Raw genomic sequence first — 23,267 nt, forward strand, 5'->3', positions numbered from 1 at the left:
CAGGAAGCCTTTAAATTATTATTTTAACGCATCAATTTGTTTTTGGATCTCTGTTGCTTTTGCATTGTTTTTCTTTCCTAAATAATAGGTTTTAAGATTTCCCAATGCTTCAGCTGATTTTGGATTCAATGCAACTGCCTTTTCCAGATAAGGACGGGCAGCTTCAAATTGCGTGTTTGCTTTTGCCATCATCGCGTCGTATTCCTTTTGTTTAGATGCCGGTAATTTGTTAGCAGCGTTAAATGAATCAATAGCTGGATTAAGCAATAAATAACCCAAGTTCAAATTTGCTTCGAAATAATCCGGATCAATTTCTAAAGCTTTTTTATACATCTCAGTGGCCTTTGCCATGCTCTCATCACGGGTTTTGGTCAGCGTGGCTTTAGCAGCAGCATCTTTAGCAGTTTTTAATGATTTAATTGCGTTGTCAGCTGCTTGTGAGTACACCAGACCGCCATAATAGTACAACGATTTGTTTTTCGGATCTGCTGCAATTGCAGAATTGATTTTCTCGGTTACCTCATTCAGCTTTCCGCTTTGAATGCTGATCTCGATCTCGCGACGACGTAAATCGGTATTGTTAGGATATTTTGCAACAGCTTCTGTTGTTACTTTAAGCGCATTTGCGGTGTCTTTACTCATCAAATAAATGGTAGACAGATCCTGATAAACGCGCTCTTTTCCTTTATAATCTGTAGTTAACAGCTTACTATAGTTGCTGATAGCCGCCGGATAGTTATTGTAATTAGCAGCAGCTAGCGCTGTATAATAAATTGCGTTGGTATCGTTTGGAAGAATAGTACGGTAAGAATCAAATGCCTTATAAGCTTCCTGGTAATTCTTATTTTGGTATTCCTTTACCCCTTTTGTTAAATTCCATTGTGCCAGGTTGGTATTGGCATGTGAAATAAGGGCCTTGTACTCCCCTTTTGTATCCAGTTCAGCAGCTTTCTTTAATGCTTCTGCAGCAGTGCTGTATAAAGGAGTTGAAGTTGCAGGTACAGAATCCTGAACGGCTAATGAAGAATAAATTGCTCCTTTTAACGCGTAAGTTTGTGGCAGATTAGCAGTTTTCTCGTTAGCTGATGCTTTATCGATAGAAGTTTTTGCATTGTTAATGCTGGTAGCGGCCAAAGCAGCGGTTAACTTCTGCCCTCTCGAAGTTTCGTATTTATCATACTCTGCCTGTGCATTGTTCAACTCGCTTTTTTGCGCAAAAGCGGCAGTCGCTGCAAATGCCAGTAAGCCTGTCATCAAAACTTTGATTTTCATATGCTTATAAATATTAATTGTTTATTTGTTTTAGTTTTTCGTTAATTCTGTTCAATTGATCTTCATTACGGGTCTTTAAATAAGCCCATTGTAACATCTGCAAACAGTCCGGATCATTAGGTTTAATTGATTTTGCCCTCTCAAACCATTGTATAGCCCGGTCGATATTCTTTTGCTGATCGTCGTTTTTCTTGGTGTAACGCTTAAAATATAGCAGCGCTAAATTAAAAATAGCATCGTAATAGTTACCATTTAGTTCTATCGCCTGAAGGTATAGCGATTCGGCATGATCATCTTTATTCAGATGGTCGTAGCAGTTAGCCGCCATAAATATCAGGGAGGCATCTGTGGTAGTCTTATCCAAAAGCTGATCCAACAAAGGCTCCAGCGATTTATAGTCGTGCTTATTATTGTAGATGTTCGCTTCTTCAAAAAGCAACGCTTTATCGCCGGGTAATAGCTTCCGGCCCTTTTGAATTACCTGTAGCGCTTTAGCCGTATCCCTCAGATTTTTATAAGCGTTTGCGGCAGCAAGCACATCTTCAGAATAAAGTGTATCTGTAGTCAGTAATGTATTATAATACTTTGCTGCATCCTGGTACCTGCCCAACTTGTTGTTGGTGAATGCGATGTAGGAGTTAATACGCCGGTATCGTGGGGCAAAATGTTCTGCCTGCTGAAATGCATTCAAAGCATCTTCATATTTCCCCGCTTTTAATGCTGCAGACCCTTTTCTGATATACACATTGGCCAGGCATCGCTGCGAAAAACCAAGCTCTACCTGGTACCTGTAAATCTGTTGCCGCTCTGCAATGCGGTCCAGTAATTGCGAAGTTGTTTGCAATGTGTTATCTGGCAAACCAAGTTTGTTTAAGGAATCTGTATATAAAATACTACTATAAACAACTGCCCTGAAAATACTCTTATCCAGATTGTTAGAATCCTTTTTGGTACGGATCAAGCTGTCTACCTGTCGTTTTGCATTGCCCAGGTATTTCAGATCTTTCTGCTGCCTGTAATAAGCCAGGCTATTAACCACTCCCTTTAGCGCTTCTGTTTGGCAGAAGGCTAAAGGAGCAGTTAGTAGTACAACAATCAGCGATAAAAGTAATTTTCGCACTGACATTTATTTATTCGTTTTCGTCCTCAGCTGGCTCAATCCCGGTATCTCCGGCTTCGCCTGTATTTTCCTTATCAGCTGGTGGTTCAATACCTTCAGCCGCCTCGATAGTCTCTAGGTTTTCTTCGATCTCATCCTCCTCGCTATGCTCTATCTTTGCGACAGAAGCAATTTCATCATTGTCTTTCAGCGAGATCAGCCTTACCCCTTGTGTTGCCCGGCCCATTACACGCAATTCACTTACTGCGATACGTATAATAATACCAGATCTGTTAATGATCATCAGATCGTCCTGATCTGTAACATCTTTTATGGCAACAAGTTTGCCGGTTTTTTCAGTTACGCTGATGGTTTTAACACCCTTGCCACCACGATTAGTAACGCGATAATCTTCGATATCGGTACGTTTACCATAACCTTTTTCTGAAACTACCAGTACTGTAGTCTCCGGGCTGTTAATGGCAATCATGCCGACTACCTCATCATCCGGACCATCTAAGGTAATCCCTCTTACGCCTGTAGCGGTACGGCCCATCGGTCTTACTGTAGATTCGTTAAAGCGGATCGCACGGCCAGATTTCAGCGCCATCACAATTTCGCTGTTGCCGGTAGTTAATGTCGCTTCTAACAAAGTATCGCCATCATTGATGTTAATTGCATTGATACCGTTTGACCGCGGACGTGAATAAGCCTCGAGCGAAGTTTTCTTGATGGTACCTTTAGCAGTACACATCATGATGAAGTTATTCTCCAGGTATTCCTGATCTTTCAGGGAAATCAGCTTGATGTAAGCTTTGATCTTCTCCTCTTTCGGAATATTGATGATGTTCTGGATAGCACGCCCTTTAGAAGTACGCGAACCTTCAGGTATCTCAAACACACGCAGCCAGAAACAACGACCGGCTTCTGTAAAGAACAACATGTAATTATGGTTCGAAGCCACTAACAGGTGCTCGATAAAGTCTTCATCGCGGCTGTTGCTACCTAACGCTCCTTTACCACCTCTGGCCTGGCGACGATATTCTGTCAACGGCGTACGCTTGATATAACCTTCGTGCGAGATGGTAATTACAACGGCTTCGTCCTCGATAAAGTCTTCTGTTTGCATTTCTGCTGCAGAGTGAACAATCTCGGTACGGCGCTCATCGCCATATTTTTCCAATATTTCTGCAAGCTCATCTTTAATGATCTGCATCCGCAAACCTTCGTCGGCCAGGATTGATTGCAGGTATTCGATCTGCTTCATCAACTCGGCGTATTCTTCCTTGATCTTATCACGCTCCAGTCCGGTTAAACGGCGGAGGGTCATATCAAGGATAGCACGGGCCTGAACTTCGCTTAATCCGAAACGGCTCATCAAACCATCACGGGCTTCTTCCGGCGTATTTGAGCTTCTGATCAACTGGATCACTTCATCCAGGTGGTCAAGAGCGATAAGTAAACCTTCCAGGATATGGGCACGTTTCTGCGCTTCGGCCAGTTCATACTTTGTACGGCGTACAATTACCTCGTGACGGTGCTCCACAAAATACTGGATCATGTCTTTCAGGTTCAACAACATCGGTCGGCCTTTAACCAAGGCAATGTTGTTTACGCTGAATGAAGTTTGTAGCGAAGTATATTTATAAAGGTTATTTAAAACGATGTTGGCGTTTGCCTCGCGTTTAATTTCATAAACGATCCGGATACCTTCACGGTTAGATTCGTCGCGGATTGTTGAAATACCTTCTATTTTCTTTTCATTGATCAACTCGGCTGTACGTTCAACCATGTTGGCCTTGTTCACCTGGTAAGGAATTTCAGTTACCACGATGCGTTCGCGGTCGCCGTTGAAAGTCTCAATCTCTGCACGTGCGCGCAGCACTACCCTTCCGCGGCCGGTTTCGAATGCTTCACGGGCGCCTTCAACACCATATATGATACCACCTGTTGGAAAATCAGGACCTTTGATGTATTTCATCAACTCGCTGATCTCTATCTCGCGGTTATCAATATACGCTACCGTAGCATTAATAACTTCTGTTAAGTTATGCGGCGCCATATTAGTAGCCATACCTACGGCGATACCAGACGCACCGTTAACTAACAGGTTCGGTATTTTAGCGGGCAGTACGGTTGGTTCTTCCAGCGAATCGTCAAAGTTCAACTGATAGTCAATCGTATCCTTGTTGATATCGGCCAGCATTTCCTCGGCAATCTTTTGCAGCCTTGCCTCGGTATAACGCATTGCCGCAGGGCTGTCACCATCAAGCGAACCGTAGTTCCCCTGCCCGTCTACAAACGGGTAGCGAAGGCTCCAGTCTTGCGCCATACGCACCATGGTATCATAAACAGAAGAGTCGCCGTGAGGGTGATACTTACCCAACACCTCACCAACGATACGTGCTGATTTTTTATGTGGCTTGTTATTGTTCAGACCAAGGTCGAGCATACCATAAAGTACCCGGCGGTGAACAGGTTTTAACCCGTCGCGCACATCCGGAAGTGCTCTGGATACGATTACAGACATCGAATAATCGATGTATGCTGATCGCATCTCTTCATCAATATTTATAGGAATAATACGGTCTTCTTTGTGGGAGTTTTCGTTCTCTGTATCTTCTGCCATTTTTAAATTGTACTGTAGAAAATTGTAGCGCTAAAAATAGGTTTTACAATGTAATTTAAGCGACCTGCGAAGATACGAAAATCTGCAAAACTACCGCATCAAGTTACTAACATCGGCCATTTTAGGGCATATTACGGTGGAAAACTACCCGATTTTAACGTACCTTTTTCCAATACTCCAAAACATACATTCCGCTGGGCAAACGGCCTTTCAAATACAAGGTATCGTGATGAAAAACGTAGTGGTAATGCAGCGTAATGCCGGTAAGTTTGGCAGACTGTGCGTTGAAGGTTTCGGTCTCCATACACGAATCAGCTTTTAGTTTATATCGCCCCGCCTGATACTTTTCAGGTAATGTGTCTTTCTCAATAATGTAGGCAGTAAAAGAGGTATCCGTGTATTTACGTTGTAGTTGGTAACCCTTCGGTGCGCTCTCTTTATGTCCATTATAATATCCGCCGGCATACTTCCATGTTCCCTTAAGCGTATGCAGCTTTACGAACGAGGTAAATAAGAACAATAACGGAATAACAAAAAGCAGTTTTTTCATAGGTAATGGTAGTATTTAAGGTAAACGATGGTAGTTAAGCGAAGAGGTTAAAGGCTTTTAAACCCAATCCACACCTTTTTTCAATAAAGAAAGGGTATGCTCTTCTGCGCTGCCCGGCTCTGGTTTGTAATCGTACAACCATTTGGCAGTTGGCGGCAGGCTCATTAATATCGATTCTATGCGGCCATTTGTTTCCAATCCGAATTTTGTACCAGCGTCGTATACCAGGTTAAATTCCGCATAACGGCTCCGGCGCAGATATTGCCACTGCTGCTCTGCTTCGGTAAATGATTTATGGCGGTTACGATTAACCAATTCGGTATATATCGGCAGAAAAGAACGGCCAACAGCTTTAGAAAATTCAAAGATCTGTTCCCAGCTAATACTATCTTCAGCCTTCAAACGGTCGTAGAAAATCCCGCCGATGCCACGGGTTTCGTCGCGGTGCTTGATGAAAAAGTAATCGTCGGCCCAAGTCTTGAATTTTGGATAAAATTCGGGGTTGAACTGATCACAAACGCTTTTCAGGTGATTATGAAAGAACCGTGCATCATCTTCGAAAACATAATGCGGCGTTACATCTATCCCACCGCCGAACCAACGCACAGGCTCCACTCCTTCTGCTGCGGGCATTTCAAAGTAGCGGATATTCATGTGGATGATCGGTACCATCGGATGGTTGGGGTGCATCACGATAGAAACGCCGGTCGCAAAGAAATCATCCTGATCAGCTTTGAAAGCTTTTTTTACTGCTTCAGGTAATTCGCCATGAACAGCCGAAAAGTTAACACCGCCTTTTTCGAGGACATTGCCATTCTGGAGAACACGCGTACGGCCACCGCCCCCACCTTCGCGTTCCCACAATTCTTCTTCGAATTTAGCCACACCGTCCAGCGCTTCTAATCCGGCACAAATCTCGTCCTGGATTACCTTATAGTCTTCGGCTATCTGTTCCTTACTGATCATGCCGCAAAAATGCAGAAATACCTTTACCGTGGCAAAACTTTATGAAGATGCTACGCCGCTGTTGCAGCGTCTTCTACATAATTTAAATCTTTGCCAAAGGTTTCGCGTAGCCGGGTTAAAGAAAAAATAGCGATGACGGTTAGCAAGGCCATCATGATGTAACCGCTATTGATCATCCCGAACTTACCGGCTAAGGCGGTAAAACCCCAGTTGATAGGAATTAAAGAGCCGCGTACAAAATTAGGCACCGTGGTAGCCACAGTAGAACGTATGTTGGTGCCGAACTGCTCCGCTGCAATGGTAACAAAGATAGGCCAATAACCTACCGCGCATCCCATCAGGAAGCAAATCCAAACAAACTTAGCATTGGTGAGGCCGAAAGAATTTAAATAAATCACTACGGTACCGGCTGATAGCAACAGGAAGATCAGCATGGTCAGTTTGCGCGATTTTGTGGCCTGGGATAACAGTCCGGCTATCAGTCCGCCAACGGCAATACCGATATAGGTATACAAAATTCCCTCGCCCGCATTTAATGGTTCTTTAGCGGCCAACGCCTTCGGTCCGCCAAATTCTGGCGATAAGGTAACCAGCACGCCCACTACATACCAGAGCGGAGAACCAATGAGGATGCAGTATAAATATTTTAAGAAGCGTTTACCATTACTGAATAACATAAAAAAGTCGCCACGCGAAACGTTTGCCTGCTCGACATTTTTAAACATTCCTGACTCAAAAGTTCCTAAACGGAGTAGCAGCAACAGCACCCCTAAACCACCGCCAACAAAGTAGGCGTTCCGCCAGCCATATTTCGCAACCACAACCGCCAGAGCGGCGCCGAACAACCCAATAACGGAAACGATCATGGTACCGTAACCACGCTTTTCTTTGCTCATGGTTTCGGTAACCAGGGTAATACCTGCCCCTAACTCTCCAGCGAGGCCGATACCCGCTACAAAACGAATCCAAGCGTAGGTATCTACATCATGTGCGAAGCCGTTAGCAAAGTTGGCGATAGAGTATAAGAGTATCGAGCCAAACAGTACTTTAATACGACCCAGCTTATCGCCAATAATACCCCAGATGATCCCGCCGAGTAACAACCCGAACATTTGGAGGTTTATGATAAACACCCCTTGCGGCAATACATCGGTCGGCTTCACACCGATATCCAGCAAACTGGCCTTTCGCACAATAGAAAATACCAGCAAGTCATAAATATCTACGAAGTAGCCTAACGCTGCTACAAGTACAAGCAACACTACGTTACGGTTGCTTTTGGCGGAATGATCGGTCATTTAGTTAAGTTTATCTGTTTGGGAAGCCTAAAGTATAATTTCTGTCGCTAATTTTAAAGTGGTGGTAACAAGCCGACAATTGATGCTGTTTATCACCTTATCTACACTCAACAGCATAAAAAAACCCCTGCTTAGCAGAGGTTTTGTAGATCAGAAACAATAAGATTATATCTTTTTCACGTTAACCGCTTGTAATCCTTTTCTGCCTTCTTCCACATCATACTCAACCTGGTCATTGTCTTTAATGGCGTTTACGCCACCTTGCACATCTTTAAAATGTACGAACAGATCTTTACCATCATCGGTAATGATAAATCCATAACCTTTCTGGGTGTTAAACCACTTTACTTTTCCAGTTTTCATAATAAAAGAAATATACGTATTAGATAATATGTAGTCTTAATGTCTACGCCAGGACTGGTAAGTAACGTCAGGTTTATTTATCAGCGAGGTTTTAGGCTTAACCCTACACATCAAATATAATTATTTAAATTAAACAAAGAAATTTTAACGGCTGATTTTTAGCCTGTTGCACATACATTATCCTATTTCTTGTTTGACACCATGTATTAGTACTTCAGTAGATGTTAAAACATTATTGTGCGAAAGCTGTACAATAACTAAATTTTTAACCGATGGCACGACACACTTACGAGACCGGTATTATTGGGAACTGTGGTTTTTTAGCTCATATTAATAAAAATACCAATATAGATTGGCTATGCTGGCCACGTTTCGACAGCACGTTCATATTTGGCGGTTTACTGGATAAGGAAAAAGGCGGCGAGTTTTCTATAAAGCCCGAAGGCGACTTTACTTCAGACCAGTATTACCTGGAAAACACCAATGTACTGGTGACTGACGTCACCTGCCAAACCGGGGCTAAATACCGCGTAACAGACTTTGCACCAAGGTTCTATCAATACCAGCGTTATTATAAGCCGCTGATGCTGATCAGAAAGGTTGAGGCTTTGGAAGGCTCGCCCCGCGTAGTAGTAAAGTGTGCACCGGTTTCTGATTACGGTGAAACTAAATTAAGCGTAAATCGCGGCAGCAATCATATCCAATACTTAGGCGGTGAAGAAAATATCCGGCTGACGACCAATATACCCGTAAGTTACGTGTTTGATGAGCAGCCTTTTGTTTTGAACGAGGTAAAATACCTGGTGATGACTTATGGCGAGCCATTAGAGGCCCCCTTAAACAGCACAGCCGAACATTTTCTGCGCGAAACCATTCAGTACTGGCACGTGTGGATAAAGCACTCATCAATAGCAGGGTTTTATCAGCCTTATGTGATCCGCTCGGCGCTGGCTTTAAAAATACACCAGTATGAAGATACCGGTGCCATCATCGCGGCAAGTACAACCAGTTTACCCGAATTTCCGCAAAGTACCCGTAACTGGGACTACCGCTATTGCTGGTTGCGCGATACGTATTACGTGATCACGGCTTTGAACCATATCGGGCACTTTGAAGAAATGGAGAAATACTTCTCCTACGTCACCGATATTTCTTTCGGGGAAGATTTTCGTTATCAGCCATTGTATGGTATCACTGGCAGAAAAGAACTAACTGAAAAGATACTTGATCACCTTTCAGGCTACGAAAACAATCAGCCGGTAAGGATAGGCAACCAGGCTTATGAGCATATCCAGAATGATATTTACGGGCAGGTGCTGATCTCTGTGCTGCCATTATATACTGACCATCGCTTTATTGTGGGGGAACGAAAAGATTCCGCAAAATGGCTCGATTTCCTGCTGAGCAAAATTGAGCGCACCATCGACGAAAAAGATGCAGGTATCTGGGAGTTCCGGAATATGGCCAATATCCATTGCTACAGCAACCTGTTCCAGTGGGCCGGGGCGTGTGCAGCAGAAAAGATGGCCAGGACGATTGAAAACCAGGACCTAATCAACCGTGCGGTAGCGATGAAGGAACGGGCCGCAGAACATATCGAAAGTTGTTACGACCCGAAACGGAAGGTTTACACAAATGCAGCTGGCAGCAGCTATTTAGATGCAAGCACGCTACAGTTAATCATGATGAATTACCTGGATCCAGCTTCAGAGCGTGCACGAGATCACCTCGCAGCTTTGGAACGCGAATTAAAAACGCCTAACGGCTTGTTCTACCGTTACCTGCATGCAGACGATTTCGGTAAGCCCAAAACTACATTTCTGGTATGCGCTTTCTGGTATGTAGAAGCCCTTGCCTGCGTCGGTAGGTTAGATGATGCTATACGCGAATTTGAAAATCTGCTGCAATACAGTAACCACTTGAAGTTATTCAGCGAGGATGTGGACGAAGAAGACGGAAGCCAATGGGGTAATTTTCCGCAGGCGTACAGCCATGTGGGTCTAATGAACGCTGCTTACAGTATCGCTATGAAAATAGGAAAACCCGTATTTTTGTAATTATCAATTATTTAAAGCACAGGCAATTAAAGTAGGCTTAGTGAACCAACAAGAAACTTTTTAAAAATTAAATTTTCTTTTTTGCTAAAAGATTAAATAAAAGTACTTTTAAGAAACGCAAATACAAGCGTTTTATTACTAAACTTGCGCTTAGGTTTATAGCTAAGAGTTGTAATATCGCTTGCTTAAAAGTAAATTGATAAACAGAATAACACGAAAGGGAAAATTTATCTGGCAGGCGTACAAAACGTTTGTCCACAGCGCCATACACCAACCAGATTCGGAAGAGGGCGTAAAAGATATTAGTTACTGGCGCGAGATTTTTTTCACCAACTGCATCCTTTATTCGCTCCCGTTCAGCCTGATTGCTTTTGTGCCGTCCGTTATTATCACTTATGAACGGGGGTTATCCGCCATACCTGTGGTATCCTTTCTTACACTATTTTCTGTTATTTTCATCTGCCTCAACCGTCGCTTTTCGTTGTTATTCAGGAAAGCTTTTGTAGTGACCTTGTTGTATGCTCTTGGCATTTTTCTAACCATCTACTTTGGCGATTTCGGCATCGGTACAATCTTTATTCTCGCAGTTTCTGTTTTTATCGCCCTATTATTCCGCAGCGAAGTGGTATACGGCTCTGTATTACTCAACTTTGTTATTTACGGCTTTTTAGCTGCTGAAATAAAATTCGGGTGGTTTTCCTGGGCGGTTAACCGCTACGACCCGGCGATGTGGATTGTTTACACGAGCAATTTTTTATTTCTGAACACGATCATCATCGTACAAATAAGAAATGTGATCGGCGGTTTGGAAAACACGCTAATGCACGAGCAGCAACTGTTAGTCGATCTCCAAACTGAAATTGAAGATAAAGTAAAGCGGAACGAACAACTAAAAGAATCTGAAACGCATTACAAAAGCCTTTTCCTGTTAAACCCCTCTCCAATGTGGATCTACAATGTTGATACGCTACAGTTTCTACAGGTTAACGAAGCGGCTACTTTACGTTATGGCTATACAGAAGAGGAGTTTCTGAGTATGTCTATCAAGGATATCAGAAGCAATGAAAAGATAGAGGAATTGCAAAAAATACTGCAATTGTCTTTACGAACTAACACTTCTTCGCAAAACATTACGCAGCACCGCACCAAAGACGGTAAGCAATTTTATGTAGAAGTAATTTGTAATCCGATTAAATTTAAAGGAAAACACGCGCGGCTGGTGATCACCAGGAATATACATGCACAGATAGAATATACCCGTGCTATACAAAGGCAGAATAACAAACTACAAAACATTGCATACATTCAATCGCACGTAGTAAGAGCTCCACTAGCACGGATACTTGGTCTCACCCAACTAATCAAAGACGAGCCAGGGCACGAAAGCCGGGATCCGGAATTGATTAATTACCTCGATACGTCGGTAAAGGAACTGGATGATATTGTAAAATCCATCATCAGTAATACCGAAGATATCCTTCCCGAGGAACATCCAACCATCATCAACCCTTTATCAATTAACGAGGGTAAGATTTAGAAATAGCCAACGCTAAATTTTTTCAAGTACAATAACCGGATAAATATCATTGATCTTCATCCAGTCTACGCGGGAAACCTTTGCACTGTAGAAATCAGGTTTTTTTGCCATGTCTTCAGGAACGATAAAAGCAAGGTCGATATACTCACCCGCGCGTGGAAGTACAGGATAATCCCACTCGGTTTCCATTTGCCAGAACGGCGATTTTATTTCAAAAGAAACTTTCATATTGTAAGAAGGTAAACTAAAAATACCGGCAAGAGTTTTCATCCTGCCGGTAAAATATTTTAGGCTTCGGCTTCAGCAACCGCTTTTGCTTTATTTGGGCGACCATTTTTAAACGCTTTGCGCGGGGTTAAACCCAACAGCTCGAACATGGCCATATCCGTATCAAAAGAAGGATTTGGCGTAGTAAGCAATTTCTCGCCTGCAAATATTGAATTAGCACCTGCCATAAAGCAAAGCGCCTGTTCTACCGTGCTCATTTCCGTACGGCCTGCAGAAAGGCGCACAACAGTTTTAGGCATAATGATCCGTGCAGTGGCTATCATGCGTATCATATCCCAAACAGAAACACGCGGCTGGTCTGCCAAGGGCGTACCTTGTACAGGGACCAACGCATTTACCGGAACAGATTCGGGGTGTTGCGGCAGGGTTGACAGCGTCTTCAGCATCGAGATACGGTCTTCCACGGTTTCGCCAAGGCCGATGATACCGCCGCTGCATACGCTGATTTTTGCTTTACGCACATGTTCAAGCGTTTTCAGGCGATCATCATAAGTACGGGTAGTAATGATCCGTTTGTAATCATCTTCAGAAGTATCCAGGTTGTGGTTATAAGCATATAAACCGGCATCGGCCAGTTTCTGCGCTTGCTGTTCTGTTAACATACCCAAAGTACAGCACACTTCCATACCCATTTCGTTAACAGCGGTAACCATTTCCAGTACCTTGTCAAAGTCGCGGTTGTCGCGAACTTCACGCCAGGCAGCACCCATACAAAGGCGGGATGCACCACCAGCTTTAGCTTTTTCGGCCGCGGCAATCACTTCTTCTTTAGGTAAAATAGCATGCACGTTTACACCGGTTTGGTAACGCGCGGCTTGCGGGCAATATGCACAATCTTCGGGGCAGCCGCCGGTTTTTACCGAGATTAACGAGCTGATCTGCACCTCTGCGTAATCTTTATTTTCGCGATGAACGGTTGCCGCGCGATAAATCAAATCCAGCAGTGGGGTGTGGTATATCTCAGAAATTTCTTCCTTCGTCCAGTTATGTCTGATTTCAGTCATGAGTTAAATAGTCAATGGGCCAAATTTATAATAAAAGTTTTGTTGCCAGGTAGAGCGGCAACAGAAAACCTATGCAATCTGTAAAAGTGGTAATAATGATAGATGATGCCACGGCTGGATCTATTCCCAATCGTTTTAACAGCAAGGGTATGGATGCACCTGTCAGACCGGCTACAATCAGGTTACCTGTCATGGCCAGGAACAGAACCACGCCCAGCATCGGGTTAGCATCGTACCATAAAGCCACCAGGAAAACAATCAAGCCATTACAGGCACCGTTAATCAAACCAACCGAAAACTCTTTCAATACCGTACGGAAAGCTTGCTGATCGGTCAGGTCGCTTAACGAAATCCGGCGAACGGTTACGGCTAATGCCTGTGTAGCTGCGTTGCCACCCATACCGGCGATGATCGTCATGTAAGCAGACATCACCGTAAGTTTTTGTAAAGTAGGATCAAAATGCCTGATCACTGAAGCTGCCAGGAAAGCGGTAGCAAGGTTGATAATCAGCCAGGGTAAACGGCTTTTAACAGCATCCTGCCAGTTACCGCTTAGTTCCTCGTCTTCGGATACACCTGAAATTTTCAGAATGTCCTCGGTATTCTCCTCTTCTAATACGTCGATAATGTCGTCAACGGTAATACGACCCAACAACCGCATCTGGTCATCCACAACCGGAATACTGGTGAGGTTGTATTGCGAGATCAGCTTGGCTACCTCTTCCTGGTCCATATCCGCCTTCACGAACACATAATCTGTTTTCAGCAGGGCGCTTACAGAAACATTGGCGCGCGACTTAATGATATCTTTCAGCGAAACAATCCCCTGAAGTATATCGTTGTCGTTAACGGCGTAAATGGTGTAAAACTCCTCCTTCTCTTCAGACTGGCGGATCACCTCGCTCAAAGCCTCATTTTTGTAAAGCCCGATGTTGAGTTTGATCACGTCGGTATTCATCAAACCACCGGCGGTATCCTCTTCGTAGGTCATCAGCGCCCTGATGTTAGAGGCGTCTTCCTGATCGATGTCGCCTAATACTTCCTGCTGATCGTCTTCGTCCAACTGAGAAATAATATCCGTCGCGTCATCATAGTCAAGCTCTTCGATGATCTCCGAACGCTTTTCGGGATGCAGGTCTATCAGGATCTGTTCGGGGTGATGTTCCTCGTCCATTTCCGACAATACCTCCGAGGCAATATCTGTCGGTAAAATATTGATGATCTGCTTACGCTCTTCCGGAGTAAGTTTTTCGAAAAGAATAGCAATCTCAGAAGCATGGTACTCCTGCAGAAACTCCTGTAAATCAGCGTCGTTTCCTTCCAACGCCGCCCTGAGTTTCAACAGGTCCGATTTATTTATTTCAAAAGATTGCATCTGCGCGCAAAATACGCATAAACGGGGGTAAATTCAATAAAAAAGGGCGATAAATCGCCCGGCAATACTGTAGATATCCTGGTATAATTTACGCCACTTTCTGCAGCTTGTAAGACATATTATCATGGCTGATCACCAGTTCGTTCTGGTCCATAGACTCGATCATAATCTTACGTTCGCCAAGGCGGTCAAAATTGTGGATCAGCAAATAAAGGCTGTCATCGTTTTTTACCATGCGGAAAGGCGAGACAATAGTACCGGCAATACGTGATTCTTTGAGAAAGGAGATCTTTAACAGATGTCTCACAAAATCAAACTCGAATCTCTTCTCGTTCTCGAGATAGATTCCGATAGGTAAAGTATTCATATGATTTCAGAGGTTATGATGTTTTTCAACTCTAAGTTACAATATTGCTTTACTATTTCCTATAGCAAAAAATAATAATTTTTTATTTTATAAGCTATACAAATAAGTTAATACAACATTGCTTATTCTGGTAAGATCTTGCACTGCACGGTCAACCTGCATCTTCCTGATGCCTATCTTTAACACACAAGTGAGATCAAAGTTTTGCTCCAGAACCAGAAAATTGTAATCTTTTACAATTTTCATAACGTTGTTCATCTGCAGGTACTCAAATTTCACCTCATAAACATCATCCATCGTCTTTTCAACTACCTCTGCCCTGCTCAATGCATCTTCTGCAGCGCTCTTGTAGGCGTTAATCAATCCTGGTACACCTAACAATGTTCCTCCAAAATACCTGACCACTACCACCAGCACGTTATTCAGATTTTTAGAAAGGATGGTGTTTAAGATCGGCCGCCCGGCGGTACCCGCTGGTTCGCCATCATCATTAAAACGGTGCGCGCCCTGGTCTGTCGTAAAGCGGGCTGCCCAGCAGTAATGCCTTGCAGAGGGATGCACCGCTCTTAGTTTAGCCACATGATCTTTTATTTGGGCCTCTTGCGTAACCGCATACGCGAAGGCCAGGAAGCGGCTCCCCCTGTCTCTGAAATCGCCCTCGGAAGCATCCTTGATGGTTCGGTAGGTATCGTCAAAAAGCATAAACTGGTTACGCGTAAGTAATAATAATAACGGCTATGATGGCCAGTATGATACCAATACGGTTAAGCCAGGTTGTTTTTTCTTTGAAAACAATTGTTCCGACCAACGTACCGAGCGTGATCACGCCAATATTCATGGTGGTGAACACCAACGAAGGGTTATGCGCCAATGCACGGTGGGCCAGCAGGTAAAATAAAATATTACCAAAGTTGGCTACACCGAGCATCCAGCCGAATAAAATATGCATCCACAAAAATTTGGCTTTTTTGATCAGAACCAGGTAAATCAATACCGCCAATGATAACACAAACGCAAGTACGTACACCAGGAAAAGCGATGTGCCAAACGTAATGGAAGTGGTTTGCGAGAGCTTTTTGAAAAGGATATCGATGACACCAAAACCGGCAAACACCAGTAAAGGGTATAGCCAGGGAAAGGTAACTTTGGTTTCTGCTACGGGGGCATGCGAACGGAATAACAAAAGCCCCATGGCAACGAAGCCGACTGCTATCCCTGCGAATTTAACCGGAGTAAAAGCTTCTCCAAAGAAAAGGAAAGCAGCAATAAGCGGAATAACCAGCGAAATGCGTTGCGCCGTATCTGTACGTACAATACCCATAAACCTTACCGAAGCACCGATGATTACAAATAATGCTGGTAACAATACGCCCAGGAGCGAGTAAGTATATACAGGTGCATCTGTCAGGTTTGACAGCTGTGGTTTAAGGAATATGGCTGTCAGGATGATCGCGACAGAATAATTCCAGGTGATGGCCTGAAAAATATCTATACTGTAGCGTTTGGCCAGCTTCAGCATCACTGAAACAATAACGCTGCAACAAATGCTGAGTAAAATATATATCATAGAAGTGATAACGTTTGATTGTAAAATATCGCCAGTTGGTCTTCGCCCACTTCGTCAACCGTACTAACCTGTTGATTTAATACCGGGGCTTTAATTCCTCCGGGCAAAAAAGCCTTACCGGTAAATACCCTGGCTTCATCCCAAAGACCCGCCTCGATAAAACTGTTAAGCGTTGCAGCCCCGCCTTCAATTATTATTGATTGTATATCCTGCAGGTATAATTGGTAAAGAATATAATGCGGAACGTACCGGCCAAAATCTTCAAGGGCAATGTACTTAATATTCCCGTCAACATCTGTTTTTATTTCGCTAAAGACAAAGGTCTCTACGGATTGATCGAACAAATGCAACGATGATTCGAGTTCGAGGTTTCTATCGATCACTACCCTTTTAGGTGATTTGCCATGCCATAGCCTTGCGTTCAACTGCGGATTATCTATGGCTGCCGTATTTTTGCCCACCAATAACGCATCTTCTTCAGTCCGCCATTTGTGTACCAGTTGTTTAGACTGTTCGCCGGTAATCCAAAACTGCACGCCATTTTCAGGAGCAAACAAACCGTTTGAAGTTTGCGCCCATTTAAGAATAACATAAGGGCGATGTTGCTTAACGCGGGTGAAAAAGCGGCGATTAAGCATCCGGCACTCTTGCTCCCATACACCCTGTACAACGTTTACGCCCGCCGCTTGCAGTTTTTCTATCCCCTTACCGTCCACCTGGTCGAATGGGTCGCGGCACCCGACTACTACTTCAGGAATTTGGTGTTTGATGATCAGATCGGCACAAGGCGGCGTTTTGCCATAATGTGCGCAAGGCTCCAGTGATACGTAGATGGTAGATTGTTTGAGCAACGCTGCTGCATCAGTATAGCTCTCCAAAACCTGGTTAACGGCATTTACCTCGGCATGCGGGCCGCCGTATTTCTGGTGATAGCCTTCGCCGATGATCTTACCCTGATACACAATTACTGCCCCCACCATTGGATTGGGGCTAACATGTCCTATCCCAAGCGCTGCCAGCTCCAGGCACCGCTGCATATATTTTTCGTGATTGTGCATCGCAACAAAATTAGCTTTTATGTTAATTTGTTGCATGAAAACTGTAAAGGAAGCCGCAGAAGTATTTAAACAAGAACTAACACCGCTATATGATGCTTTTGAGACCGAAGCTTTACAAATGCTGGCAGTGAGCGAGATAACCGGTTTAAGCCGGGCGAAAATAAAAGCATTCCCTGAAATAGAAATCAACACGACTGCACAGCAAAAGCTTAATGAGGTGTTACAGCAGCTTAAAACCGGCAAGCCTTTGCAGTACATCCTGGGCTACGAAGAGTTTTACGGGTTACGCTTTGAGGTAAATCCATCAGTGCTGATCCCCCGGCCTGAAACCGAAGAACTGGTGAGCTGGATATTAGAAAGCGTAAACAGTATCCCGTCACCTGCTATTCTTGACATTGGCACCGGAAGCGGTTGCATCCCTGTAACCTTGAAACACCTGCTGTCTGCCGCAAGTGTGTCTTCCATAGATGTTTCACCAGAAGCACTTCAAACGGCTCAGAGAAATGCGGCGGCCAATCAAGTAGCTGTAAACTTCATTCAACAGGATATTCTGGCTGCTGATTTAAGCGCCCTTCCCACTAACCTGGATGTGATTGTCAGCAACCCGCCTTATGTAACGGTTACAGATAAAGCGCAGATGCACCAGAACGTGACCGACTTTGAGCCGCATCTGGCGTTATTCGTCCCTGAAAATGATCCGTTAATTTTCTACAAGGCAATAGCAGATTATGCTTTAACAGCGCTGAAAACAGGCGGTCTACTATTCTTTGAAATTAATGAAAGCTATGGTGAACAAACAGCTGAGATATTGAGTGATAAAGAATTTAAAAACATTGAGTTAAGGAAGGACATTCGGGGAAAAGACAGGATGATGAAAGCGATCAAAGGTGATTGAGTTACCGGTTATTAAGTTATTGCACGTCTGATTCGACTTACTTCTATTAACTGAATAATTTTTAACTTAACAACCCAAAGCTAGCTCCTAGGGTGAAATTGAATAATAGTGCTTTTCAGGTAATTCCTGTCCAGATGAGTATAAATTTCAGTTGTGGTGATGCTCTCGTGACCCAGCATTTCCTGCACGGCACGCAGGTCTGCCCCACCTTCAATTAAATGAGTTGCAAAGGAATGCCGGAAGGTATGCGGACTGATCTTCTTCTTCAAACCGATCTGTTCTGCCAGTTGCTTGATGACCATAAAAACAAAGATGCGGCTCAGATGCGCTCCGCGACGGTTCAGAAACACGTAATCCTCTTCACCTTTTTTGATCGGGATGTGAACCCTTACCTCGTTTAACCAGATCTGCAAGGCTTTGATGGCGTGGCTTCCGATGGGTACCAAACGTTCTTTACTGCCTTTCCCTAATACTTTAATGAAATCTATCTCCAGGTAAAGGTTAGATATCTTCAATTCAGTGAGTTCAGAAACACGCAGGCCGCAACTATACAGCACCTCGAGCATAGCCTTGTTACGCTGTCCATCGGGGCGGGACAAGTCGATAGCGGCAATCAGTTTATCAATTTCTTCTTTGCTTAACGTATCCGGCAGTTTACGCCTGATCTTAGGTGATTCCAATAACTCCGAAGGGTCTGCCTTGATCTCATCCTCTGCCAGCAGATATTTATAGAAGGCCTTTATGCCGGAAAGTATCCTTGCCTGCGAACTGGGAATCATGCCTAATTCGGCAACCCAAGTTAAAAACTGTCGCAATTGCTGAAGCGTGATTTTCTCCGGGTCAAGCATCTGTTGCATAGCAAATTGCTTCAGCTTATCTATATCTCTGCTATAAGCTTCTATAGAATTTTTTGAAAGCGATTTTTCCAGCTTCAGATAGCTTTTAAATCCTTTAATTGCCTGCTGCCACTCCACTTATTTTTATCCCGATTTTATTTTTAAGTTTGAGCTGATGAAGATACAAATTATAAACGGACCGAATTTAAACCTGCTTGGAGTTAGGGAAAAAACTATTTACGGCGATCAAAGCTTTGAATCTTACCTTGAAAAGCTGCGTGCCGCTTATCCGCAAGCAACCATCGCTTACTTTCAAAGTAACAAAGAAGGTGAACTGATTGATAAACTTCATAAAGTGGGTTTTTCTGCCGATGGTATTATCATTAACGCGGGCGCTTATACCCATACCTCTATTGCTATTGCCGATGCCATTGCCGGAATTAATACGCGGGTTATAGAAGTGCATATTTCTAACGTTCATAAACGCGAAACATTTCGCCATCATTCTATGTTAGCTGCAAATTGTGTGGGTGTAATTGCCGGCTTCGGCATGAATTCTTACCGGTTGGCGTTAGAGCATTTTCTGACAGATAAGCTCTAGCGTAATTTTGCATTTATAAATGCCATTTGTTATTGCTGATGCTACAAATATTTCGAAATCGCTTATTGTTTACCCTGTTACTGCTTACCGTTACAGTAGCATCTTCTTTAGCGCAGAAACATCACAAAACAAGAAGCGATTCTTTACGGCAAAGCATCCTTCGCCGCGATTCTTTAATCCGTAGCCTGCAGAAATCAGATACCTCGCTTAACAACCTGCTTAAGAAGGTAGAGTATTATAGCAACTCTTTTAACCAGATCAGCGTTGGGCTTACCCGTGGTTTTGATACTGTCGACATCAGCAGCCAGTTGCCCATTTACCAAAAAAGAGTGGGTACTATCAAGCGTCTGATAGAGAACGACAAATCAAACACACTACGCTACCTTTACGCCATCCGTGATTTTTTAACGCATACAGAAGATCAACTAGATGAATGGCAGGACGATCTGGCTAAAATAAACAACAACCTGGTACAGATGCGTAACGATCTGAACGAGATACAGAAAGATACATCTTTCCGTACCTTACCTTCAGATAGCTCTCTTCAAAAAACGGCTATACTTCCCATTAAAGCCGTATTAAATAAGCACCAGAAGCTGGATTCGCTGAACAAGATAGGCTTATTGAAGATTGGTTTACTGCAGAACCGCCTGGCAGACGTTTATCTGAATGTTTTAGACGAAAAAGACCAGATTAACGCAAAGATCAGAAATTTTAGCCACCGCGCACTGGATGGCGAGTATGATTTTATCTGGGACATCCATAGCAGCAACAGCTCGAACTTTAGAGAAGCGCTAAGCAGCACGATCAATATGAACAGCAAATTACTGCGTTTCCTGATTGTTCGCGACACGCTTATCCACATCATCGGTTTCGGCATCCTATCGCTTTTTTTGATCTGGATCTTAAGCAACCGCCTGAAAATATTTAAGACCAAAAAAGATCCGCGCGAGATACTACGCCAGGCCAATTACGTGGCTGCTTTCCCGGTTTGTTCAGCCATTGTAATGGCTACGGTATTGCAACCATACTTCTATGACCATCCACCTGCGGTATTCTTAGAGTGTATTTTCCTGGTAAATATCATCGCCGTACTGCACCTGGTCTACAAAACCTGTACCAGGGCTTATTTTAATTATCTGGCTTCTTTGCTATTGCTGACGCTCATTGCTGCGGCCAGTAACCTGTTTGTAGAGGTGTCAGACACGGATCGATACGTTACCTTGCTGATGTCCGGTGCGGCTGCCTTTATCAGCTTCAAATTTTTGAACATACTAAGAGCCGACGATACGCGCTTACCCTACAGTATTACCATTATTAAATTTTACGCCATACTGCAAGCTCTTGCTTTCCTATGCAATGTTTTAGGGTATTTTACGCTGTCGAAGATTATCGCGGTTACGGCAACCTTTAACCTTTGGCAGGCAATCAGCCTGTACTTGTTTGTGCAGATATTGATGCAAAGCCTTTTCCTGCAACTGGAAGCCAATAAGGGTGAAAGTATCATCAGCTCTTACCTTGATTTTAAGCTACTGCAAAACAAGTTCCGGAGCCTGCTAAATATCATCGCCCTTATATTATGGTTTATCACTTTGGCGCAGAATTTAAGTGTAGAAGACTGGGCTTTTGATACCATGGGCGAATTTCTTAACACGTCACGTAAAGTTGGCGGCACATCGTTCACCTTCACCAGCCTGTTGATTTTCGTCGCCGTTATCTGGCTTTCTACCATCGCCTCAAAAATCATCAGTTATTTTTACGACTATGCCGGCCAACAGGCAGCGTACGCTGGTAAAAAGAAAAGCCGTACCTCTGTGCTGATTGTAAAACTTACGGTTTATGCCATCGGCTTCCTGATTGCCGTGGCAGCATCCGGCGTGCCGCTGGATAAGATTACCATCATCATCAGCGCCTTTGGTGTGGGTATTGGTTTTGGTTTACAGAACATTGTAAACAACCTGGTTTCAGGGCTTATCCTTGCTTTCGAGAAACCCGTGCAGATCGGCGATATTGTAGAAGTATCCGGGCGTTCGGGTACAATCACCGAAATCGGAATCCGCTCCAGTAAGATTGCGACCGGCGAAGGCGCGGAGGTAATTGTTCCAAATGGCGACTTGATCTCACAACACGTAATAAACTGGACACTAAGCAATAACAATCGTCGGGTTGAATTAATTATCCAGGTAAATTACGGCAGCGATTTGGAAAAAGTGAAGCAATTACTGACCAATCTATTGGCTAGTCGGGAGGATATTATGACTACGCCAAGCCCTTCGGTATTTGTACACAATTTCAGCGCAGACGGTGTAGACTTCCGGCTATTCTTCTGGGCTGCGGATATCAGTATGTGGTTAAGCCTTAAAAGCCAGGTACTTGCCGAAATCTATCAGCTTTTTGCAAAGGAAGGTATCGAAATACCGTTCCCGCAACGGGACATTCATTTAACGCTGGATAAGGACGCTACAATTACCCTTAAAAAAACAGATCAGGATCAAGATCAGTAAAGCGGGTTTTCTTGTGAATGAAGAAGTCGGCTACCAAACTGCCTTTGTACATTCCTTTTAAATTAGCGGCTTTTGTGCGTTTTGCCGTTTTGAATTTATCAGCCCTGAACAAACTGGCGATAAATGCCTGGTGTGCCCGGCTGACTGCCCAGGCATCTTTACGTTTGCCTTCGCCCAAGAAGCGTAGTAATGCTAACAGGTCCATCCAGAATCTCAAGGTGATAACCACAGCAGCCCTGCCGGCAGGCATGTTCTTCTTCAGCAGCAACAAATTATTACGGAAATTTAGATAGGTCTTAAACGGGTTTTCCTTATTCAGGCTGCCACCACCAACGTGGTATACTTCTGATTGCGGGCAGTACATCACTTTATAACCCATGTTTTTTAAACGCCAGCAAAGATCAATCTCTTCCATGTGCGCAAAGAATTGCTCGTCGAAACCGCCAGCTTCAACCCAGCAATTTTTCCTGATGAACAGCGCAGCACCGGACGCCCAGAAGATTTCCCCAGGTTCGTTATACTGTCCGTGGTCTTCCTCTACTTCGTAAAAGATGCGCCCCCTGCAAAACGGATACCCAAACTTATCAATGAAGCCACCCGCAGCACCGGCATGCTCAAAGCAATTTTTCTCTGCGTAGGATTTGATCTTTGGAGCAGCAGCGGCAATGGTTTGGTCAGCCTCCATCATTTCGATCACCGGGCTGATCCAGTTTGGCTTTACCTCGATGTCCGAATTCAGCAGCACAAAGTAATCGGCATCAACCTGCTCCAGTACCCGGTTGTAGCCGCCTGTAAAGCCGTAATTCTTATCATTGATGATGACTTTAACAGCAGGATATTCTGTTTTTAAAAATTCAACCGAGGAATCTGTTGACGCATTATCCCCAACAATAACTTCGAAGTTACTATAGTCGGACTGTAGCACACCCGGTAAGAACTGTTTCAGATAGTTCAGGTTGTTCCAGTTCAGTATCACTACGGCTACGCGGGGCTGATTCATT

Annotated in this window: 21 protein-coding genes; 5 read left to right on the forward strand and 16 right to left on the reverse strand. The window is 43.9% G+C overall.

Going from position 1 to position 23,267, the window contains the following annotated elements; translation table 11 throughout:
• Positions 1-18: 18 nt before the first annotated feature.
• The 7 genes from MUY27_RS15510 to MUY27_RS15540 form a co-directional block, all read right to left on the reverse strand.
• On the reverse strand, positions 19-1,272 hold the full coding sequence (locus MUY27_RS15510; RefSeq protein ID WP_245131443.1) for a tetratricopeptide repeat protein: 1,254 nt from the start codon (positions 1,270-1,272) through the stop codon (positions 19-21).
• A 13-nt stretch (positions 1,273-1,285) separates the two neighbouring features.
• Positions 1,286-2,398 (reverse strand): tetratricopeptide repeat protein, encoded by a 1,113-nt coding sequence (locus MUY27_RS15515; RefSeq protein WP_245131444.1) that lies wholly within the window; start codon positions 2,396-2,398, stop codon positions 1,286-1,288.
• A 4-nt stretch (positions 2,399-2,402) separates the two neighbouring features.
• Positions 2,403-5,000, reverse strand: a complete 2,598-nt coding sequence (gene gyrA / locus MUY27_RS15520) for a DNA gyrase subunit A (protein ID WP_245131446.1) — start codon at positions 4,998-5,000, stop codon at positions 2,403-2,405.
• A gap of 154 nt (positions 5,001-5,154) precedes the next feature.
• Positions 5,155-5,550, reverse strand: coding sequence for a hypothetical protein (locus MUY27_RS15525; RefSeq protein ID WP_245131447.1), 396 nt, complete (start codon positions 5,548-5,550; stop codon positions 5,155-5,157).
• Between the two features lie 57 nt (positions 5,551-5,607).
• A complete protein-coding gene (hemF, locus tag MUY27_RS15530) occupies positions 5,608-6,516 on the reverse strand; it encodes an oxygen-dependent coproporphyrinogen oxidase (protein WP_245131449.1) in 909 nt (302 codons plus the stop codon).
• 50 nt (positions 6,517-6,566) lie between these two features.
• Positions 6,567-7,814 carry an MFS transporter gene (locus MUY27_RS15535; RefSeq protein WP_245131451.1) on the reverse strand — a complete coding sequence of 416 codons (1,248 nt, stop codon included), beginning with the start codon at positions 7,812-7,814 and terminating at the stop codon, positions 6,567-6,569.
• Positions 7,815-7,979: 165 nt separating this feature from the next.
• Entirely contained in the window at positions 7,980-8,177 is a 198-nt protein-coding gene (locus MUY27_RS15540; RefSeq protein ID WP_245131453.1) for a cold-shock protein, read from the reverse strand.
• A 272-nt stretch (positions 8,178-8,449) separates the two neighbouring features.
• On the opposite strand from MUY27_RS15540, the gene MUY27_RS15545 reads away from it, so the two are divergent.
• Together MUY27_RS15545 and MUY27_RS15550 are read left to right on the forward strand one after the other, a co-directional pair.
• Positions 8,450-10,234 (forward strand): glycoside hydrolase family 15 protein, encoded by a 1,785-nt coding sequence (locus MUY27_RS15545; protein WP_245131456.1) that lies wholly within the window; start codon positions 8,450-8,452, stop codon positions 10,232-10,234.
• 196 nt (positions 10,235-10,430) lie between these two features.
• On the forward strand, positions 10,431-11,771 hold the full coding sequence (locus MUY27_RS15550) for a PAS domain S-box protein (RefSeq protein WP_245131457.1): 1,341 nt from the start codon (positions 10,431-10,433) through the stop codon (positions 11,769-11,771).
• A 12-nt stretch (positions 11,772-11,783) separates the two neighbouring features.
• Here the strand turns inward: MUY27_RS15550 and MUY27_RS15555 are convergent, their stop codons facing one another.
• The 7 genes from MUY27_RS15555 to ribD form a co-directional block, all read right to left on the reverse strand.
• On the reverse strand, positions 11,784-11,999 hold the full coding sequence (locus MUY27_RS15555) for a hypothetical protein (RefSeq protein ID WP_245131459.1): 216 nt from the start codon (positions 11,997-11,999) through the stop codon (positions 11,784-11,786).
• Between the two features lie 59 nt (positions 12,000-12,058).
• Positions 12,059-13,063 carry a biotin synthase BioB gene (gene bioB / locus MUY27_RS15560; protein WP_245131462.1) on the reverse strand — a complete coding sequence of 335 codons (1,005 nt, stop codon included), beginning with the start codon at positions 13,061-13,063 and terminating at the stop codon, positions 12,059-12,061.
• A gap of 25 nt (positions 13,064-13,088) precedes the next feature.
• Positions 13,089-14,405, reverse strand: coding sequence for a magnesium transporter (gene mgtE, locus MUY27_RS15565; protein ID WP_245131464.1), 1,317 nt, complete (start codon positions 14,403-14,405; stop codon positions 13,089-13,091).
• Positions 14,406-14,526: 121 nt separating this feature from the next.
• Entirely contained in the window at positions 14,527-14,805 is a 279-nt protein-coding gene (locus MUY27_RS15570; RefSeq protein ID WP_245131467.1) for a hypothetical protein, read from the reverse strand.
• Positions 14,806-14,892: 87 nt separating this feature from the next.
• On the reverse strand, positions 14,893-15,507 hold the full coding sequence (locus tag MUY27_RS15575) for an IMPACT family protein (RefSeq protein ID WP_245131470.1): 615 nt from the start codon (positions 15,505-15,507) through the stop codon (positions 14,893-14,895).
• A gap of 7 nt (positions 15,508-15,514) precedes the next feature.
• A complete protein-coding gene (locus tag MUY27_RS15580) occupies positions 15,515-16,372 on the reverse strand; it encodes an EamA/RhaT family transporter (protein ID WP_245131472.1) in 858 nt (285 codons plus the stop codon).
• Positions 16,369-17,430, reverse strand: coding sequence for a bifunctional diaminohydroxyphosphoribosylaminopyrimidine deaminase/5-amino-6-(5-phosphoribosylamino)uracil reductase RibD (gene ribD / locus MUY27_RS15585; RefSeq protein ID WP_245131474.1), 1,062 nt, complete (start codon positions 17,428-17,430; stop codon positions 16,369-16,371). Before ribD ends, MUY27_RS15580 begins: the two co-directional genes overlap by 4 nt.
• Positions 17,431-17,464: 34 nt before the next feature.
• Here ribD and prmC point away from each other — a divergent pair, with 34 nt between their 5' ends.
• Positions 17,465-18,325 carry a peptide chain release factor N(5)-glutamine methyltransferase gene (prmC, locus tag MUY27_RS15590; RefSeq protein ID WP_245131477.1) on the forward strand — a complete coding sequence of 287 codons (861 nt, stop codon included), beginning with the start codon at positions 17,465-17,467 and terminating at the stop codon, positions 18,323-18,325.
• 80 nt (positions 18,326-18,405) lie between these two features.
• On the opposite strand, the gene xerD is transcribed toward prmC, so the two are convergent.
• A complete protein-coding gene (gene xerD, locus MUY27_RS15595; RefSeq protein WP_245131478.1) occupies positions 18,406-19,299 on the reverse strand; it encodes a site-specific tyrosine recombinase XerD in 894 nt (297 codons plus the stop codon).
• 37 nt (positions 19,300-19,336) lie between these two features.
• On the opposite strand from xerD, the gene aroQ reads away from it, so the two are divergent.
• Together aroQ and MUY27_RS15605 are read left to right on the forward strand one after the other, a co-directional pair.
• The gene (aroQ, locus tag MUY27_RS15600) at positions 19,337-19,762 is read left to right on the forward strand and encodes a type II 3-dehydroquinate dehydratase (RefSeq protein ID WP_245131479.1); all 426 of its coding nucleotides are present in this window, start codon (positions 19,337-19,339) and stop codon (positions 19,760-19,762) included.
• 38 nt (positions 19,763-19,800) lie between these two features.
• A complete protein-coding gene (locus MUY27_RS15605; RefSeq protein ID WP_245131482.1) occupies positions 19,801-22,266 on the forward strand; it encodes a mechanosensitive ion channel family protein in 2,466 nt (821 codons plus the stop codon).
• On the opposite strand, the gene MUY27_RS15610 is transcribed toward MUY27_RS15605, so the two are convergent.
• Complete coding sequence (locus MUY27_RS15610) at positions 22,235-23,266, reverse strand: glycosyltransferase family 2 protein (RefSeq protein ID WP_245131484.1); 1,032 nt, start codon at positions 23,264-23,266, stop codon at positions 22,235-22,237. The genes MUY27_RS15605 and MUY27_RS15610 overlap by 32 nt on opposite strands.
• Position 23,267 lies beyond the last annotated feature (1 nt).

The organism is Mucilaginibacter straminoryzae (assembly GCF_022953055.1).
Taxonomy (GTDB): domain Bacteria; phylum Bacteroidota; class Bacteroidia; order Sphingobacteriales; family Sphingobacteriaceae; genus Mucilaginibacter; species Mucilaginibacter straminoryzae.

Excerpts from the sequence above, each read along its gene's own strand:
- hemF (WP_245131449.1), bottom strand. The coding sequence starts at position 6,516 with ATGATCAGTAAGGAACAGATAGCCGAAGACTATAAGGTAATCCAGGAC.
- MUY27_RS15580 (WP_245131472.1), bottom strand. The coding sequence starts at position 16,372 with ATGATATATATTTTACTCAGCATTTGTTGCAGCGTTATTGTTTCAGTG.
- MUY27_RS15510 (WP_245131443.1), bottom strand. The coding sequence starts at position 1,272 with ATGAAAATCAAAGTTTTGATGACAGGCTTACTGGCATTTGCAGCGACT.
- prmC (WP_245131477.1), top strand. The coding sequence starts at position 17,465 with ATGAAAACTGTAAAGGAAGCCGCAGAAGTATTTAAACAAGAACTAACA.
- MUY27_RS15605 (WP_245131482.1), top strand. The coding sequence starts at position 19,801 with ATGCTACAAATATTTCGAAATCGCTTATTGTTTACCCTGTTACTGCTT.
- bioB (WP_245131462.1), bottom strand. The coding sequence starts at position 13,063 with ATGACTGAAATCAGACATAACTGGACGAAGGAAGAAATTTCTGAGATA.
- MUY27_RS15525 (WP_245131447.1), bottom strand. The coding sequence starts at position 5,550 with ATGAAAAAACTGCTTTTTGTTATTCCGTTATTGTTCTTATTTACCTCG.
- MUY27_RS15540 (WP_245131453.1), bottom strand. The coding sequence starts at position 8,177 with ATGAAAACTGGAAAAGTAAAGTGGTTTAACACCCAGAAAGGTTATGGA.
- aroQ (WP_245131479.1), top strand. The coding sequence starts at position 19,337 with ATGAAGATACAAATTATAAACGGACCGAATTTAAACCTGCTTGGAGTT.
- MUY27_RS15535 (WP_245131451.1), bottom strand. The coding sequence starts at position 7,814 with ATGACCGATCATTCCGCCAAAAGCAACCGTAACGTAGTGTTGCTTGTA.
- MUY27_RS15555 (WP_245131459.1), bottom strand. The coding sequence starts at position 11,999 with ATGAAAGTTTCTTTTGAAATAAAATCGCCGTTCTGGCAAATGGAAACC.
- MUY27_RS15570 (WP_245131467.1), bottom strand. The coding sequence starts at position 14,805 with ATGAATACTTTACCTATCGGAATCTATCTCGAGAACGAGAAGAGATTC.
- MUY27_RS15515 (WP_245131444.1), bottom strand. The coding sequence starts at position 2,398 with ATGTCAGTGCGAAAATTACTTTTATCGCTGATTGTTGTACTACTAACT.
- gyrA (WP_245131446.1), bottom strand. The coding sequence starts at position 5,000 with ATGGCAGAAGATACAGAGAACGAAAACTCCCACAAAGAAGACCGTATT.
- MUY27_RS15545 (WP_245131456.1), top strand. The coding sequence starts at position 8,450 with ATGGCACGACACACTTACGAGACCGGTATTATTGGGAACTGTGGTTTT.
- MUY27_RS15610 (WP_245131484.1), bottom strand. The coding sequence starts at position 23,266 with ATGAATCAGCCCCGCGTAGCCGTAGTGATACTGAACTGGAACAACCTG.
- MUY27_RS15575 (WP_245131470.1), bottom strand. The coding sequence starts at position 15,507 with ATGCTTTTTGACGATACCTACCGAACCATCAAGGATGCTTCCGAGGGC.
- ribD (WP_245131474.1), bottom strand. The coding sequence starts at position 17,430 with ATGCACAATCACGAAAAATATATGCAGCGGTGCCTGGAGCTGGCAGCG.